We start from the raw sequence: 16,122 nt of genomic DNA, 5'->3' as shown, positions 1-16,122 counted from the left end.
CGCGCGTCATCCACCGTTCGGAACGGGCGCCGCAGCCAGCACCTCGGTCAGGACCGCCTGGGCGGTGCGTTGCTGGATGCGGGCTTCCGGGGTGAGCAGGAGGCGGTGGTTCAGCACCGGCACCGCCACCGCCTTCACGTCGTCCGCCGTCACGTAGGGGCGGCCCGCGGCCAGCGCGTAGGCCTGTGCCGCGGTGATCATGGCGATGCCGCCGCGCGGGCTCACGCCCAGTTCGACGTCCGGGTGGACGCGGGTGGCGCGGACCAGGCGGGCGACGTACTCGCGGAGGTCGTCGGCCACGCGTTGCTCGCGGACGGCGCGGATCATCAGGCGGAGGTCGTCCAGTTCCATCACGGACTTGAGCTCGTCCGGGCGGCGGCGGGTGACGCCGTAGGACAGGATGCTGACCTCGTCGGCCAGGTTCTCGGGGTAGCCGATGCTGATGCGCATCATGAACCTGTCCAGCTGCGCTTCCGGCAGGGCGTAGGTGCCCTGGTGCTCGACCGGGTTCTGGGTGGCGATGCACAGGAACGGGTAGGGCACCGGGATCGGGCGGCCGTCGACGGTCACCTGGCCCTCGGCCATGACCTCCAGCAGTGCCGACTGGGTCTTGGGGGAGGCCCGGTTGATCTCGTCGCCCAGCAGGATGTGGGTGAAGACGGGGCCCTGGCGGAACTCGAAGCGCGAGCGGCCCTGGTCGTACACCTGCACTCCGGTCACGTCGGACGGGAGCAGGTCGGGGGTGAACTGGATCCGCTTGACCTCCGCGCCCGCGATCGACCGCGCGATCGCCTTGGCGAGCGAGGTCTTCGCCACGCCCGGCACGTCCTCGATCAGCAGGTGTCCCTCGGCGAGCAGGCAGACGAGGGCCAGCCTGACCACCTCGGGCTTGCCGCGGATGAAGTCCTCGACGTTCGCGGCCAGCGCCTCGAACCTGCGCTGGAAAATCGCCGCATCGGACACTTCGAGCCCCCATCGTGCTGGTGTTCGGTGAATCGTCAGTGGAGCTGACTGCGCAGAGCCGCGTTCAGGCGGGGGTAGACCTCGCTGACCGAGGCCTGCTTGCGCTCGCGGCCCAGGAGCCGGGCCAGTTGCTTGAGGTCCTGGCGCACGGTGGCCGAGTCGACCAGGTCGGCGGCGTCGAGGACCTTCGCGGTCAGCGCGCTCGCGTGGTCGATGTCGCCGGCGGAGGCGTAGGCGAGGGCACGGCGGGCGCCGAAGCGCGCGTGGGTGCGGTGGGCGCTGTCCGGCACCAGGGACAGCTGCCGGTCGAAGACGTCCGCCGCCTCGCGGGACTGGCCGAGGTCGTGCAGGCACCACGCCTCGACGAGGCTGATCAGGTCGGCGCCGCTGACCGAGGCCGAGCCCATGACCATGCCGTCGGCGGTGTCCGCCCTGGCGAGCAGGACGGCGGCACGGTCGAGCGCCCGCCGGCAGAGGTCGTAGTCGCAGGCCAGCGCGTGGCCCTGAGCCTCGCGCAGCGCGGCGAGCCCCTGGACGCGGGGGGAGGTGCCCGGTGCGGCCTGCGCCTGCCGGGCCAGGTCGACGGTGCCGGCGGCGTCGTCGCGGTAGAGCGTGATCAACGCCTGCCTGATCAGCGAGTACGTGGCCATCTCGGTGTCACCGGCCGCGGCGCCCATCTCGACGGCGTTGCGGGTCCACCACATCGCGGCCCTGTCGTCACCGGCCTCCTGGGCCATCCACCCGGCGTACTCGCTGTAGCGGGCGGCGAGCCCCAGCAGTTGTTCGCGCACGGGTGCGGGGGCGCCGTTGGCCATGCCGCGCAACGTGTGGGTGTGCACCGTCACCATCGGCAGCACCACGCTCGGGCTCGTCGTCTGCCCCAGCTTCCTGACCTCGGTGAACAACGAGCGGAACGCCGCCAGCGTGCCGTCGTGGGCCGCGCTCGCGGAGGCGGCGCGGGGAGCCCCCAGCGTCAGCCCGAGCAACGACGCGGCTCCCGTCGCGATCGCGTCACGCCGGGGCATCGGAACCATCCAGCTCGACCCGTCCGGAGCCATGCTCATCACCCACACTTCGCCGTCGCCGTCGCCGTCGCCGTCGGCCGCGACGGCTGCGAGCGGGCTCGCGGGGGAGGGCTGGTCCACCAAAGCTGCCAGACGTCCACCGGCTCCGAGAACCGCGTCGCAGCGCCGGGCCAGATCAACACCTGGTTGCTTGAATCCAGTCTCGATCTTGCCCAGATAGCCCTTGCTGTAGTGGACCTGCGCCGCCAGCGCCGCCAGCGACAGGCCCGCCGCGGTGCGCACGCGCCGCAGCTCCACCCCAAAGACATCCGACTGCTCAGCCATTCGTCCCCGCCCTCGACCGCCGCCCCCGGCGGCCGGTGAATCGACCGTTGCAGACTACTGAGCCGCTGGTCGCAGGCCCAGTCCCCCGGAGCGCCGGCGTCAGCGGACGCCTGGCTGCCTCCGAGTCTGATCCGCCGTCCCGCCGAATCCCAGGCGTCTCCCGTCGCCAGCACGATCGGGAGACGGGAGACCCCTGCCCCGCGAAGCCGTTGCGGGACATGCTGATTCCGGTCGGCAGCGCAAGACGCCGGCCGGTTTCTGGGGGGTGTGGCGGCAGGCCGGGGCTGGGGGCCCAGTCCTGCCGCCACAGACAAACGTGAAGAAGGGGAACTGAAGAGTGAACAGGGACTGGACGGGCGCGCCCTCCTGACCACGCGTCACCCGGTCGTGCACCTGGTCAACTGCGCCGAATCCGCGCCGGAAGATCACGGATGTGCTGAACTGACGGCATGGGCACGCGCACGATCCGTTACACCGCACTACTGGCCTGCATCGCGGCCCTCACGGCCTGCACCTCGCCGCCCGAACCGCCGGTGGCCACGCCGGGACCGCGGCTGGACCCGCAGGCGGTCAACTACGACAACCTGGACTTCGTGAAGTCACGTCCCGAGGTGTTCGACAACAAGTGCGGCACGCTTCCGCGCGACCTCCAGTCGGTGCTCGGGCTGGAGTCGAAGCCCGCCGACGGCATGGGTGGCGGCTGCACCGCGCGGGAGCCGTGGGGCAACCTCTCGATCCACCTGTTCAGCCCGATGTCGAACCGCAAGTCGAAGGCCCAGTACTTCTCCGACGCCTGGAACGGCGATCTCGGCGGAGGGGGCTACTTCCAGCGGTCGATCCTGCTGGACCGCTACTACGCCATCACCAAGATCGCGGGTTCGGTCAACGACAGCTGCACGGTCACCGTCGACACCGGCTCCGAGCAGCCGTTCGAGGTCACGGCCTCGATGGACTTCGACGAGAGCATCGCCCTGTCGGCCCAGGACGTCGACCAGCCGATCGACCGCGCCCTGCGCGAGTTCTGCCCCAGGGCCAGGGAAGCGGCGGAGAAACTGCTGCCGCTGATCGACGAGAACGGCGGCAGCCGAGCGGGCTGAGCGTCAGCCCGCGTCGCGCCGGCTGAGCACCACGAGCGAGACGGCGAGCAGCGTCAGCCAGATCACCAGCGACGAGATCGTCTGCGGCCATCCCGCGCCGTCACCGGCCATGTGCCAGGCCGCCTCGAGCGGGTAGACCAGCCCGAAGACCTCCGGCAGCGCCAGGCGGGCCACCGCCAGCAGCGGCACGACGACGAAGAACACCGTCAGCGAGCCGCCCGTGTTCGGGATGAGCAGCGAGACGATCAACGCCGTGAGCAGCACCTGAGCGGTGGCCAGCATCGTCACGCCGAGCACCCAGCCCGGCCGTGAGCCGAGCAGGTAGTTGTGGTTGAGCCCCTGCGCCGCGGTCTTGATCAGCAACGGGTACAGGACGAACGTGAACAGCGAGCACACCAGCCACACGCCGGCGAGCACCGTGCCCTGCGCCAGCAGGTAGCGCAGGCGCGAGGGCTGCACCAGGAGCGTGGGCTGCACGCTCTTGTACTGCCACTCACCCGCGACGAGCTTGATCACGGTCGCGAAGACCAGCAGCAGGCCGAGCTGGATCACCATGAGCATCGGCTGCAGCTGCCTGCCCGCGCTCGCGAGGTTCGTCTGCGGCAACGTGAACAGCGCCATCAGCCCGACCAGGAACACCGGCGCGCAGGCCATCACGATCTTGTCCGAGCGCGTGCCGACGAGCTTGCGCGCCTCCACCGCCACCAGCCGCCAGAACGACGACGACCGGGCGGCGCGGGCGGCCCACGGGCCGGGCGCGGCGGGAGGCGCCGCCTGCTGCTGCCACGCGGCCGGATGACCGACGGTCATGACCTACCTCCACTGGTCAGGCGGAAGAACAGGTCTTCCAGGCTCATCTGCTCCTCGCGCAGCCCCAGCAACGGGATGCCCGCGGCGAACGTGACGTCGGAGATCTTCTCGACCGGCGCGTGCGCGGCGATGAAGCCGTCCGGCGCGGGCTGGATGGCGACGCCACTCCGCTGCAACGACTCCGCCAGGCGGTTCATGTCCTTGGCGCGCACCAGGGACCGGGAGGACGTGGTCAGGCTCGCCAGCGGCCCGTCCGCCACGATGCGCCCGCCGCCGATCACCAGCACGCGGTCGGCCGTCTGGTCCACTTCGGACAGCACGTGGCTGGACAGCAGCACTGTGCCACCCCGGGAAGCGTGCCCCCGCAACAGGTTGCGCACCGCGCGGATGCCCTCGGGGTCGAGACCGTTGATGGGCTCGTCGAGCACGAGCAACGGCGGATCGGTCAGCAGCGCGTGCGCGATGCCGAGGCGCTGCCGCATGCCGAGGCTGTACTTGCCGATCTTGCGGGTGGCGGCGTCGGCCAGCCCCAGCATCTCCAGCACCTCGTCGGCCCTGCGGGCGGGCACGCCGGACAGCGTCGCGGCCATCCGCAGATGACTCCGGCCGCTCCGGCCGGGATGGACGGCCGCCGCGTCGAGCAGCACGCCCGCGACGTGGGAGGGGTTGGGCCACGCGGTGAACGCGCGCCCCGCGATCGTCGCCTGGCCGCGATCGGGCCGGGTCAGTCCGGTGATCATGCGCAGCGTCGTCGACTTGCCGGCGCCGTTCGGCCCGAGGAAGGCGGTCACGGTGCCCGGTTGGAGCTCGAAGCCCACCTGATCGACGACGGTGCGACCCTCATAGGCCTTGGTCAGCCCCCACGCTGCAAGCACCTACCCACCGTAGCGGTAGTCACTGTCCGTCGTGGACTGATTCGCCGTGTCGCGGCCCAGTTGCACGGCCGTTCACCCGAACAGATCCGCACCGGCGAGGTGCTCATCGCCGAGGCGGAAGGAAAAACGCTGAGTCTCACCGTCGTCGAAGGACTTCCGGAGCCGCTCGAACCGGGCGAAAGCTTTGTTGGCCGAGTCCGTCGTCCAGGTGGGAACGGAACAAAACGCCGGTGTCGTCGCCGAACACATCGAGCGAGCGGGTATCGGAGAGGTGAGCACCGCGGCGGATTGGGCGGAGACGCGTGCGGGCAGAAATCGGACAGGAAACGCGCAGAGCCTCACCGTGCCGGGGCTGAACCGCCCCAGTCCGCACAGCTGTGGCCGAGGCCACTGCGGTGGCGGTCATCGGCCTGGTGCCAGGTTGCGTGGCGGGCCAGTGCGGCATTGGCGGGCACCGGCGGTTCGGCCGCTCCACGATCGGGTGCGCGTTCCCTGGACGCTCCTCGCCGTGGTCACGACCGGAGCTGTCGTCGTAGTGGCGGTGACCAGCGCTATTACCGCGTTCTCAGCGACGCGGGAGAGGCCGGTCCCGCTGATCGCGATCAAGGAATGGCCTGTGCCGATCACGGTCGGCCGCCGTGATCGTCATGCGAATTCCCGAATAAGAGCTGGTGACGGATAGCGACGATTGGTCGCGCTCCGTTCTCGCGTAGAAGACGCCGTGCACCCCTGTCAAGTTCACCGTCAATAGCGCCGCGTTTCCACAGTTCAGTTGGCAAAAGCCCAGCTCGCATCCTTTCGCCCGCTCGGTCACGGCGGCCCGCCCCGCCTGGGAGAGCGCGTTCACCCACCACAACGAGTGCGAGTGAACCTCGGAACGGGGGTGTTGCGTTGCGCATCCGACTGAGTACTCTGCACTCACCCCCTCAAGATCATCGCTGTTGGTCATGTTGATCATGTGGTGTTATCTTTCCGTCGCCAATTCGGGTGGTCGTGGAGCGTTGTGAAGCTGAAGAACGTGCCTGAGACGAATTACAAGACAATTCGTTCCCGGCTCACTGGTGTCGTGGTGGTTCCCAGCGTCGTCCTTCTGGCCATGTGGGCGTTGTTCTCGTCCTACACGGTGTTCGAGGGCCTCTACCTCCAGCTGGTCGCCTCCGGTGCCCGTGACGCGTCGATCCCCGCGGTCCAGTCGTTCGCGTCGCTGCAGAAGGAACGCGAGCTGTCCATGACGAGCCTGAGCCGGTCCGGCTCGAGCACGTCGGCGTTGCTCAAGCAGCAGCAGGACACCGACAGGGACGTCGAGAAGATGAAGTCGGCGTTCGCGGAGCTCGCCTCCCAGGCGCCGCAGGAGATCGTCGACGGCATCAACAAGCTCAACGGACTGCTCGACCAGCTGCCGGAGCAGCGGGAGCGGCTGGAGTCCGGCGCGACGTCCAAGGACGAGGTCTACCGCTACTACAACAGCGTGCTCGACGCCGGTGGCTCGCTGTTCGGCACGCAGGCCCGCATCGTGCCCGACGCCGAGACCGTGCAGGGCGCACTCGGTGCGCTGCAGTACTTCCAGGCCTCCGACGCCATGTCGCGGTCCAGCTCGGTGGCCGCGGGTGCGATCGTGACCGGCAGGTTCACGCCGGAGGAGCACCGCGAGTTCGTCAGCCTCGTCGGCGCGTACCACTTCACGCTCAACGTCATCGAGCCCACTTCGCTGCCGAACGTGCGCGAGCACTTCAAGCAGCTCACCGGCAGCGCGCCGTACCAGCAGCTGGTGACCCTGGAGAACCGCCTCCTGCAGAACGCGGAACGGCCCATCGGGCAGCAGGTCACGCTGGCGGACTACGAGAGCGCCACCCGCGCGGTGTCCCAGGAACTCACCACGATGGTGCAGGAGCAGTCCACCGGCGCCGTCAACATCGCGATGGCGAACGGCAAGGAGAAGTTCACCACCGTCCTGATCGGCAGCCTGATCGCCCTGATCGCGGTCATCGCCGGCATCTTCGTCGCGGTGCGCGTCTCCAACCGGCTGGTCAACAAGGCGTTGATCGTCCGCCTGATCAGCCTGAAGAGCGACTCGCTCAAGCTCGCGCACGAACGCCTGCCGGACATCGTCGAGCGGCTGCGCGAAGGCAAGCACGTCGACGTCGCCGCCGAGGTGCCCGCGCTCGACTACGGCAACGACGAGATCGGGCAGGTGGCCGACGCGTTCAACGCGGCGCAGTACACCGCCGTCGCCGCGGCCGTGAAGGAGAGCCAGACCCGTGAAGGCGTGAACCGGGTCTTCCTCGACATCGCGCGCCGCAACCAGGGCCTGGTGCACCGCCAGCTCAAGATCCTCGACAAGCTGGAGCGCGAGGAGGAGAACCCCGATCACCTCGACGCGTTCTTCCAGCTCGACCACCTCGCCACCCGCGCCCGCCGCAACGCCGAGAACCTGATCATCCTCACCGGCGAGCAGCCGGGCCGGCAGTGGCGCAAGCCCGTGCGCATGCTCGACGTCGTGCGCGCCGCCGTCGCGGAGACCGAGCAGTACGCCCGCGTGAAGGTGCACCCGGTGCCCGAGGTCGCGCTCGTCGGCGCCGCCGTCGCGGACACGATCCACCTGATCGCCGAGCTCGTCGACAACGCGACGTCGTTCTCCTCTCCGCGCTCGCAGGTCGAGATCCACAGCAGCGAGGTGCCGCAGGGACTCGTCATCGAGATCGAGGACCACGGCCTCGGCATCAAGCCCGAGGACCGCGAGCTGCACAACAAGATGCTGGTCGCGCCGCCGGACTTCGAGGCGATGAGGCTGCGCGGCGAGTCCCGCCTGGGCCTGTTCGTCGTCGCCCGGCTGGCCGCGCGCCGCCACATCCACGTCGAGCTGCGCGACTGCCCGTCCGGCGGCACCATCGCGCTGGTCCTGATCCCGTCCGAGCTGATCGTCGGCGAGGCGGGGGCGGTGGACCCGGCGGACTCCCAGCAGATGCCCAAGCCGACGTTCCGCCAGCAGGCGCTGCAGCAGGCCTCGCGGTCACCGGAGGCCCTGGAGGCCTCGGTCCCGATGCAGGGCGACCTGGTGCGCGACTCCCGGCCCGGCGAGAGGCCCACGGAGACCTTCCACCTGGACGACTTCTGGGCCGGGAGGGCAGTGGGAAACGACCTGACCCCAGGCCCGGACAGGGACCTGGACAGCAGCAGCGGACACATCGAGCTGCCCCGGGAAGGCCGCCTGGCCGGGGCCTGGCCGGCCGACGACCCGGCGGAAGGTGAGGCGACGACGCGTCAGAACACCCGGCCGGAGCTGCCACGCCGCCGGCGTCAGCAGCACCTCGTACCGCAGCTGGCCAACGACGAACCCCGGCCGATGCCCGAACTCGCGGAGTTCGACCCCGAGGAACGGGCGGAACGCACCCGCGACGGAATGTCCGCCTTCCAGCAGGGCACGCGTGACGCCCGCCAGGCCGACGACGTCGTGGAACCGTGATCACGAAACTGAAAGGGCTATTTCCGTGGACGACCTGACCAGCGGGCACCCCGAGCTGAACTGGCTGCTGGAGGACCTCGTCGCGAGAGTGGTCGGTGCCCGGCACGCGGTGGTGCTCTCCGCGGACGGCCTGCTGCTCGCCCACTCTCCCGAGCTCTCCAAGGACGACTCCGACCACCTCTCGGCGATGGCGTCGGCGTTCCAGAGCCTCGCTCGCGGCACCGGACGGCACTTCGGCGGTGGGCAGGTCCGCCAGACCATCGTGGAGATGGAGCGCGCACACCTGTTCGTCACAGCGGCGGGACAGGGCGCCTGTCTCGCGGTGGTGGGTGACGAGGACGCGGACATGGGCATGATCGCCTACGAGATGAACATGCTCGTGAAGCGAGTCGGCGCGTACCTCTCGTCGGCCCCGAGAACACTGGCGTCGCCGAGGATGCCCAACCCCCTCGGGTTGTCATGAGCAACTCCTCCGACTGGTGGTACGACGAGGCGGCGGGCCCCATGGTCCGCCCGTACGCGATGGTGAGCGGCCGCACCCGGCCCAAGCCCGCGGGCGAGGACCTGACCCTGACGACCCAGGTCCGGGCGCTGCGCACGACGACGGACCAGGCCACGCTGTCGGTGGAGCACCTGGAGATCATCAAGCTCTGCCGGAAACCGCTTTCCGTGGCGGAGGTCGCCGCCTACCTGCACGCGCCGCTCGTCGTGGTGAAGGTGCTCCTGAGCGACCTCATCCAGCGCGGTGACGTCATCACCAGCGGCCCGGCCACCACGGTGACCCCGGTCGACATGAACCTACTCCAGAAGGTGCTCGATGGTGTCCGTGCAATCTGATCGGCCCGACTCCGGGCAGGGCGGGGAAGAGCTCCTCGTGCCCTCGTCGGTCAAGATCGTCGTCGCCGGCGGTTTCGGCGTCGGCAAGACGACGATGGTCGGCGCGGTCAGCGAGATCACCCCGCTGCGGACCGAGGAACTGCTCACCGAGGCCGGTGAGGAGATCGACGACCTCTACGGCGTCGAGGGCAAGACCACCACGACGGTCGCGCTGGACTTCGGCCGCATCACGATCAACTCCGAACTGGTCCTCTACCTGTTCGGCACCCCGGGCCAGGACCGCTTCTGGTTCCTGTGGGACGAGCTCGCGATCGGCTCGATCGGCGCCGTCGTCCTGGTCGACACCCGCAGGCTCGACGCGGGCTTCGGCGCGATCGACTTCTTCGAGCGCAGGGGCATCCCGTTCGTGGTGGCGGTGAACTGCTTCCAGGGCAGCCACTCCTACACGGCGGAGGAGATGCGCGTGGCGCTCGACATCGCGGACACGGTGCCGCTGGTGCTGTGCGACGCCCGTGACCGCGAGTCGTGCAAGGCGGTGCTGGTCCGCGTGATCGAGCACGCGATGAACCGGCTCGACGTGATGGCCTGACCCAGCTGTTCCTGAAGCCCTTGGTGCGGTGCGCCAAGGGCTTCAGCTCGTCCTAGGGCTTGATCTGCTCCAGCCGGCACCGGAACGGCCGCAGGATCGGCGGCACCTCGGTGAGCCGGTAGCCGGGCACCTGTTCGGGGTTCTTGGCGATTCCCGCCAGCGTCTCCGCCACGTACTCCAGGTGGCTGCGGGTGTACACGCGGCGCGGGATCGCGAGCCGCACCAGTTCGAACGGCGCGGGCGTGATCAGGTCGCCGCAGGCGTCGATGTCGCCGAGGTAGAGCGAACCCACCTCGGCACAACGGATTCCGCCCGCGAGGTAGAGCTCCGACGCGAGCGCGTGGCCGGTGAAGCGGCTCGGCGGGATGTGGGGCAGCAGCCTGCCCGCGTTGAGGTAGACCGCGTGCACGCCGGCCGGCCGCACACTGTCCACACCGGCCTCCCGCGCGCAGTCGGCGAGGTACGCGGTGGCCTCGGCCCGCTCGCGCAGGTACAGCGGATCGGTGACCTCCATCAGGCCCTGCGCGCACATGTCGAGGTCGCGGCCGGAAAGCCCGCCGTACGTGCTGAACCCCTCGGTGGCGATCAGCAGGAGCTCGCACCGCTTGGCCAGCTCGGTGTCCTGCAGCGCGAGCATCCCTCCGATGTGGACGATGCCGTCCTTCTTCAGGCTGAGCACGCAGCCGTCGGCGAGCCGGAACGCCTTCTTCGCGACCTCGCGGGGAGAGTGGTCGCGGTACTTCTCCTCCCGCTGCGTCACGAGCCACGCGTTCTCGGCGAAGCGGGCCGCGTCGAGGATGAACGGCACGCCGTGCTTGCGGCACAACTTCTTCACGGCCTTGAGGTTCGCCATCGACACCGGCTGCCCGCCGCCGCCGTTGTTGGTGATCGTCATGAGCACCAGGCCGACGTCCTCGGGTCCCTCCAGCACCTCCTCGAGTGCCACGAGGTCGATGTTGCCCTTGAACGGCTCGTCGCTGTCGAGGTCCGCGAAGGCCGGCGACGGGAGGTCCCGCACCACACCGCCCGCCAGTTCGACGTTCGCGCGGGTGGTGTCGAAGTGCGTGTTGCTGACCGAGAGCTGTCCCGGCTTCAGCAGCGCGCTGAACAGGATCCGTTCCGCCGCACGGCCTTGGTGCACGGGCAGGATGTGCTCGTACCCGGTGAGTTCCTCGGTCACCTCGCGGAACCGGAACCAGGAACGGGAACCCGCGTAGGTCTCGTCGCCGCGCATTCCGGCGGCCTGCTGTTCCGCGGACAACGCGCCAGTGCCGGAATCGCTCAGCAGGTCGATCGTGACGTCTTCCGCCGTGAGGTTGAACTGGTTGTACCCGGCCTCGGCGTAGCGGCGTTCCCGGTAGTCGCGGGTGGTGATGGGAATGGGCTCGACGACCTTGATGCGGTACGGCTCCACGGCGGTGGCCTTTCTGGTGCAGCGATGAGGTCTGTTCCATCGGTCTCGTTCGATGGAACAGACCCCTAAGTGGATAGTGCGGTGGTGCGGGGTGGCGTGACGTCGTAGGCCTCGGAGGACAGGTAGACCGAGACTCCGGGCTTCGGCCGGCCCAGGCGCAGGGACACGTGGGCGATCAGCCCCACGCCGTCGCCGAGCGGCCTTCGGACGAGGCTCGCGAGCGCCATGACGAACGGCGTGGTGTCGAGCCCGCACCGCGCCATGATCGCCAGCACGCGTTCGCACGCCTCCAGGTCGTCCTGCACGTAGTCCCGCACCGGGATGTAGAGGGAGTAGCCGCTGGGCCGGTCGGTGTCGCCGGAGAGGAACGTGTAGCTCGACATCAGCGGGCGCCGGGTGAACGGTCCCGCGCCGCCGCGGGCGAGCTCGCAGACGTCCGTCAGAAGCGCGGGGTCGACGTCCGGGGTCGCCGCCGCGGCCCCCACCACGTCCGCGATCATCGCGTCGTCGTGCGACACGTAGGTCTTCACCCGCGCCCGGTTCTCGTCCGTGAGGTCGAGGGCGAAGAACGAGAACCGGTCCAGGCCTCCGCGCCGCAACCCGTGCTCGGCGACGACGGGGAAGGCCGAGTCCAGGCCCAGGCGGGCGAGTGCCTCCGCGACCAGGCCGGTCGCGCTCTCCCGGCCACGCGCCTCGGGGTTGAGGTAGACCTTGACGGCCTGCGCGCCCGACGGCTGGACGATCAGCGAGTACCAGAACGCGAACGTGCCCTGCGGGTCGTCCGGCAGGAACAGGTCGCGCACCCGGTCGAACTGCCCGAGCCGCAGGTCGTACCGGTCCGCGAGGCGGTCCAGCACGCCGAGCGCGGCGGTCAGGTTGGCCTGTTTGCCCGGCTGCTCGGCGAGCGACTCGACGATCATGCGAACGGCGGGCCGTTCGTTTTGGGCCAAAGCCACCGAGAATTCGACGGGGGAGTGGTCGTCGGCGACGAATGAGGGCCATTGGGGAACTGCGGAGAGGGGGGCCCGGCAGCCGGGGCCTAATGCCTCACCCAGCAGTCTTGTCGCCGTATTAGCGGAGTCCGCTAAACCGACGGCGCGCAGGAGGTTGCGTAGTTGGCCAATGGCGAAATCATGCAACGAGACGGCTGGCGCGCTCAAGATGGGCACTCCTGATCGGCCGGGGAATCAGGTCGGGTCGCAATCCTGACGGGGTGGAATGGCGGAGTGAATTCTCTCAACCAGCCACATGCCCAGGTCAAGAGCCAAGGGGGTTGCGTGCGACACTCTGCCCTGTGATGAAGATTGCACCACTCGGTCTATTGACTTGACCGTTATGACTGATCTCGCGGGCAATTGCGTCTGCGAGTACGGGTGTGCTATGCGCGGACGCTAATGGTGTCGCAGAGTAAGGTTTGTGCCATTAGTGGCCGACGTGGTAAAGCGCCCGCATCGCGCCCGTTTGTCCCGGTACAAAAGAAACGGGGGTGCCCGCGCCGCGGACACCCCCGTTCGGGGCTTGTTCGGAAACTGCTCAGCTGCTCGACTTCGCGCACCGCGGTTTGCCGGGACAGCTGCGGATCAGGCGCACCGACGGTGCCTCTTCGATCGTGGCGGGCGGATTGTCCGCGCCGTCGGGCCACTGCACGGAGATCGCGATCGACGACGCGTTGTTGTCGTAGTTCTTCTCCAGCAACGCGCGGTCGGCGTTCACGACGTTCACGACGTCGTACACACCGGACTTCACATGGGTCAGGTCGAGCCACTGGAAGTCGACGTCGTGCTTGTAGTCGTCACCGGAACCGACCGAGATGCCGAACATCACGTCCAAAGCGGACGGGTTGTGGTGTTCGCACATGTGACCTTTCAGGCGCTGCGCGAGCTTGCCCTCCGGGCTCTCCGGATCCTTCGGGCGGTGCGGTAGGTCGTCGGACACGGTGTAGCGGTCGCCGATGCAGAAACCGTTCTTGCGGTCCGTCACGACCACCCTGCCGTCCGGCGCGCGCAGCTGGAAGTACTCGAAGTTGAGCAGGTGCCAGTGCGTGTGCGTCGGAGCGGGCTCGTAGTAGGCGCTGGACTTGGTCTCGCGGCGCGCCTCGTTGTACGACCCGGCGATCGAACCATCCACTCCGGACTGAATGGCCTGGCGCACGTTCATCGTCGGCGTGGCGGTGCTGTCGCGGTGGGCGTGCAGCAGCAACGGGCCGTCACCGATGTTGTCGATCGAGGTGGTGAACCGCAGCCGCACGGCCTGCGCGCTGCCGCCGCGGAACATGCACTTGCCGCGCGGCGCCGAGGCGTCCTCCACTAGGCACACGTCCCAGGCGCGGCACAGCAACGGCGAGCCGTCGTGGCCGCCGGGGCAGCCGATGGGCGCCTGGCGGAGATCGGGCAGCAGCGGCGCGGGGTCGGCCTGGACGTGCTGCGAGGAGACGAGGTTGACCGCGGTGAAAGTCAGTGCTGCGATCACCGCGCCGATTCTGCTGACCATGCGGTGCTCTCCTGGGTCGAAGGACTCCTGGCGTCGCGCAGGAGCGTGGCCGTCACCGCGCGCGAGAGCTCGACGCTCGAGTTCCAGCTGGTGACATCGGGGTAGACGTGGGCCGTGGTGGCGAGCAGCAGCCGCGTGCCGGGCACCTCGACGGCCGGGCGCTTCGTGAGGTACCCGAGCGGGTAGACCGGTTCGACGAACGGTGCCTTGAACACGCGCACCTCGTCGACGTCGTCGGCCGTGAGTCCTTCGTGGAGGCTCAGCAGCTGCTCGGTCCACCGGCGGGCGATGCTCTCGGAGTCCTCGCGGTACAGCGCGGACTCGCGATCGGTGTAGTGCATGACGTACACGAGGTGCCGGTCGCCGTACCGCTCGGACCCCGTCAGCGGGGTCATCTCGATCACGCCGTCGAAGTCGGTGCCCGAGCGGATCACCGGCGCCCAGTAGTGCCCGGACAACGGCTTGCGCAGGAAGAACAGGGTGTTGACGACACCCTGGTACGGCAGCCGGTCGTCGGGCAGCAGCGGCAGGAGGTCGGGGTCCGCGATGGCCCGCAACGCCGGCAGCGGCACGGTGGAGACCGCGTGGTCCGCCTCGATCGTCTCGCCGCCGGGCAGCGTGACGAGCACCCGGTCCTCGCCGGCTTCGAGCCGCCAGACCGGGGCCGAGGTGCGGACCTCTCCGCCGTGCGCCTCGATGGCCGCCCTCAGCGCGTCGATCACGCTCTTGTAGCCACCGGCCGGATAACCGCGCACCGACTCGTTGCTCTCGCGGCCCAGGCGCTGCCACACGTACAGCGCGGGCACATCGCCGAACGCGGCACCGAACTTCGCGCCGAACAACGGCGCGAGCAGCAGCTCCCAGATCTTGTCGCCGTACAGGCCGCGCAGCCAGTCCTCGGTGCGCATGCCGTCGAGGTCCTTGCCCTTGCCCAGCCTGCGCAACAGCAGCGAGACCACGCCGAAGCGGATCCGGTTCGCGAGGCTCAGCGGCCGGAACCTCAGCAGGTCCAGCGCCGAGTTGAACGAGCGGTGCTCGCCCTCGACGATCATGCCCATCGAGGTGGGGTTCCAGCCGACGCTCTCGCGCAGGCCGACCTCGTCCAGCAACGCCAGCAACGCCGTGTCGGTCGGCATCACGCAGTGGTAGAAGCGTTCCACCGACCGGCCCTGCGAGGTGAAGAACGTGCCGAGACCGCCGAGCTGGTCGCTCGCCTCCAGCAGCGTCACGGCCAGGCCCTCGCGGGCGAGGCGGTGCGCGGTGGCGAGGCCGCAGATGCCCCCGCCGATCACGACGACGCGCTGGGGCATCAGAGCTTCCGGAACGGCACGGGCGCGAGGCGGTCACGCGTGAGCAGGAGCAGGTACTGCTTGAGCGTGCGGCCGAGCCGGAGCTTGCTGGCGCCGGGCTTGCGGTCGTAGCGCAGGTGCAGCGGGATCTCGCTGACGATCGGCCCGCAGTGCCGCAGCTTGAGCAGGAGCTCGACCATGCAGGCGAAACCGCGTTCCTCGACCAGGCGCTCGCCCCAGTGCGCGGTGGCCCGGCGCAGCAGGCTCACCCGGTAGGCGCGGAAGCCGCTGGTGAAGTCGCGGACCCCGTCGAAGTGCAGCACCCTGCCGAACACGACGCGGGCGCCGCGCGAGAGCAGCCTGCGCCACTGCGGCGCGGTCGAGTCGTCGCCGCCCGCGACGAAACGCGAGCAGATCACGACGTCCGCGCCGGCCTTGATCTCGGCCAGCATCGCGGGGAACACGCCGGGGTCGTGCGTGTCGTCGGCGTCCATGACGATCAGCACGTGCTCGGGTGCGGCCTCCGCGAGCGCCGCCCGCAGCCCGGACTGGACGGCCTGGCCGAGCCCGAGGTTGACCGGGTGGGTCACCAGGCGGACGTCGAGCCCGCGCACGCCGGTCGCGCTCTCACCGGTGCCGTCCGACGACCCGTCGTCGACCACCCACACCGTGATCCGGTCGGCCAGGTCGGTGCCGGCGATGCGCGCCAGCAGGGACGGCAGCGCCACGGCCTCGTTGTAGGCGGGCAGGACGACGTGCACATCGCCGCACGTGCGGATCGGCTTCTGCACGATTGCGACCGGTTCACCGGCCGAATGCCGGATGCCGTGTTCGTCGACTCTCACTCGACGCCCCCTCTTCGGTGGCTCGTGGTTGATGGCGTGAATTATTGACACGGCGTGCTAAAGCTTTGAGTGCAGCCCTGGGTGATTTCAGGGCAGGAACA

General features: G+C 69.3%; 14 protein-coding genes. 5 read left to right on the top strand and 9 right to left on the bottom strand.

Features of this window, described 5'->3' with window-relative positions; translation table 11 throughout:
• Positions 1–6: 6 nt before the first annotated feature.
• A complete protein-coding gene (locus AB0M48_RS05290; RefSeq protein ID WP_363836098.1) occupies positions 7–963 on the bottom strand; it encodes a MoxR family ATPase in 957 nt (318 codons plus the stop codon).
• Between the two features lie 35 nt (positions 964–998).
• Positions 999–2,312, bottom strand: a complete 1,314-nt coding sequence (locus AB0M48_RS05285; RefSeq protein ID WP_363836097.1) for a helix-turn-helix domain-containing protein — start codon at positions 2,310–2,312, stop codon at positions 999–1,001.
• Between the two features lie 449 nt (positions 2,313–2,761).
• On the opposite strand from AB0M48_RS05285, the gene AB0M48_RS05280 reads away from it, so the two are divergent.
• Positions 2,762–3,409 carry a hypothetical protein gene (locus tag AB0M48_RS05280; RefSeq protein ID WP_363836095.1) on the top strand — a complete coding sequence of 216 codons (648 nt, stop codon included), beginning with the start codon at positions 2,762–2,764 and terminating at the stop codon, positions 3,407–3,409.
• 3 nt (positions 3,410–3,412) lie between these two features.
• Here the strand turns inward: AB0M48_RS05280 and AB0M48_RS05275 are convergent, their stop codons facing one another.
• Together AB0M48_RS05275 and AB0M48_RS05270 are read right to left on the bottom strand one after the other, a co-directional pair.
• Positions 3,413–4,219 (bottom strand): hypothetical protein, encoded by an 807-nt coding sequence (locus AB0M48_RS05275; protein WP_363836094.1) that lies wholly within the window; start codon positions 4,217–4,219, stop codon positions 3,413–3,415.
• Positions 4,216–5,094: an ATP-binding cassette domain-containing protein gene (locus AB0M48_RS05270; protein ID WP_363836093.1), complete on the bottom strand. Its 879-nt coding sequence runs from the start codon at positions 5,092–5,094 to the stop codon at positions 4,216–4,218. Before AB0M48_RS05270 ends, AB0M48_RS05275 begins: the two co-directional genes overlap by 4 nt.
• 1,066 nt (positions 5,095–6,160) lie before the next feature.
• On the opposite strand from AB0M48_RS05270, the gene AB0M48_RS05265 reads away from it, so the two are divergent.
• The 4 genes from AB0M48_RS05265 to AB0M48_RS05250 are packed head-to-tail and all read left to right on the top strand — an operon-like array spanning position 6,161 to position 9,983.
• Positions 6,161–8,557 carry a nitrate- and nitrite sensing domain-containing protein gene (locus tag AB0M48_RS05265; protein WP_363836092.1) on the top strand — a complete coding sequence of 799 codons (2,397 nt, stop codon included), beginning with the start codon at positions 6,161–6,163 and terminating at the stop codon, positions 8,555–8,557.
• A gap of 25 nt (positions 8,558–8,582) precedes the next feature.
• Positions 8,583–9,020 carry a roadblock/LC7 domain-containing protein gene (locus AB0M48_RS05260; protein ID WP_266041506.1) on the top strand — a complete coding sequence of 146 codons (438 nt, stop codon included), beginning with the start codon at positions 8,583–8,585 and terminating at the stop codon, positions 9,018–9,020.
• Positions 9,017–9,394, top strand: a complete 378-nt coding sequence (locus tag AB0M48_RS05255; protein WP_266041505.1) for a DUF742 domain-containing protein — start codon at positions 9,017–9,019, stop codon at positions 9,392–9,394. Before AB0M48_RS05260 ends, AB0M48_RS05255 begins: the two co-directional genes overlap by 4 nt.
• Positions 9,375–9,983 carry an ATP/GTP-binding protein gene (locus AB0M48_RS05250; protein ID WP_363836091.1) on the top strand — a complete coding sequence of 203 codons (609 nt, stop codon included), beginning with the start codon at positions 9,375–9,377 and terminating at the stop codon, positions 9,981–9,983. Before AB0M48_RS05255 ends, AB0M48_RS05250 begins: the two co-directional genes overlap by 20 nt.
• 52 nt (positions 9,984–10,035) lie before the next feature.
• On the opposite strand, the gene AB0M48_RS05245 is transcribed toward AB0M48_RS05250, so the two are convergent.
• The 5 genes from AB0M48_RS05245 to AB0M48_RS05225 form a co-directional block, all read right to left on the bottom strand.
• The gene (locus tag AB0M48_RS05245) at positions 10,036–11,397 is read right to left on the bottom strand and encodes a tryptophanase (RefSeq protein ID WP_363836090.1); all 1,362 of its coding nucleotides are present in this window, start codon (positions 11,395–11,397) and stop codon (positions 10,036–10,038) included.
• A 65-nt stretch (positions 11,398–11,462) separates the two neighbouring features.
• Entirely contained in the window at positions 11,463–12,566 is a 1,104-nt protein-coding gene (locus tag AB0M48_RS05240) for a tryptophan dimethylallyltransferase family protein (protein WP_363836089.1), read from the bottom strand.
• A 364-nt stretch (positions 12,567–12,930) separates the two neighbouring features.
• Positions 12,931–13,866: a lysyl oxidase family protein gene (locus AB0M48_RS05235; protein WP_363836088.1), complete on the bottom strand. Its 936-nt coding sequence runs from the start codon at positions 13,864–13,866 to the stop codon at positions 12,931–12,933.
• Positions 13,863–15,197, bottom strand: a complete 1,335-nt coding sequence (locus AB0M48_RS05230) for an NAD(P)/FAD-dependent oxidoreductase (RefSeq protein WP_363836087.1) — start codon at positions 15,195–15,197, stop codon at positions 13,863–13,865. The genes AB0M48_RS05235 and AB0M48_RS05230 overlap by 4 nt, the downstream gene beginning before the upstream one ends.
• On the bottom strand, positions 15,197–16,021 hold the full coding sequence (locus tag AB0M48_RS05225; protein WP_363836086.1) for a glycosyltransferase: 825 nt from the start codon (positions 16,019–16,021) through the stop codon (positions 15,197–15,199). The genes AB0M48_RS05230 and AB0M48_RS05225 overlap by 1 nt, the downstream gene beginning before the upstream one ends.
• Between the last annotated feature and the right edge of the window lie 101 nt (positions 16,022–16,122).

This window comes from Lentzea sp. NPDC051208 (assembly GCF_040682435.1).
Taxonomy (GTDB): Bacteria; Actinomycetota; Actinomycetes; order Mycobacteriales; family Pseudonocardiaceae; genus Lentzea; species Lentzea kristufekii.
Note: the sequence above shows the minus strand (reverse complement) of the source record. Positions and strands in the feature narration are given on the sequence as shown.

Coding starts and splice junctions, on each gene's coding strand:
- AB0M48_RS05285 (WP_363836097.1), bottom strand. CDS start 2,312: ATGGCTGAGCAGTCGGATGTCTTTGGGGTGGAGCTGCGGCGCGTGCGC.
- AB0M48_RS05280 (WP_363836095.1), top strand. CDS start 2,762: ATGGGCACGCGCACGATCCGTTACACCGCACTACTGGCCTGCATCGCG.
- AB0M48_RS05275 (WP_363836094.1), bottom strand. CDS start 4,219: ATGACCGTCGGTCATCCGGCCGCGTGGCAGCAGCAGGCGGCGCCTCCC.
- AB0M48_RS05255 (WP_266041505.1), top strand. CDS start 9,017: ATGAGCAACTCCTCCGACTGGTGGTACGACGAGGCGGCGGGCCCCATG.
- AB0M48_RS05250 (WP_363836091.1), top strand. CDS start 9,375: ATGGTGTCCGTGCAATCTGATCGGCCCGACTCCGGGCAGGGCGGGGAA.
- AB0M48_RS05230 (WP_363836087.1), bottom strand. CDS start 15,197: ATGCCCCAGCGCGTCGTCGTGATCGGCGGGGGCATCTGCGGCCTCGCC.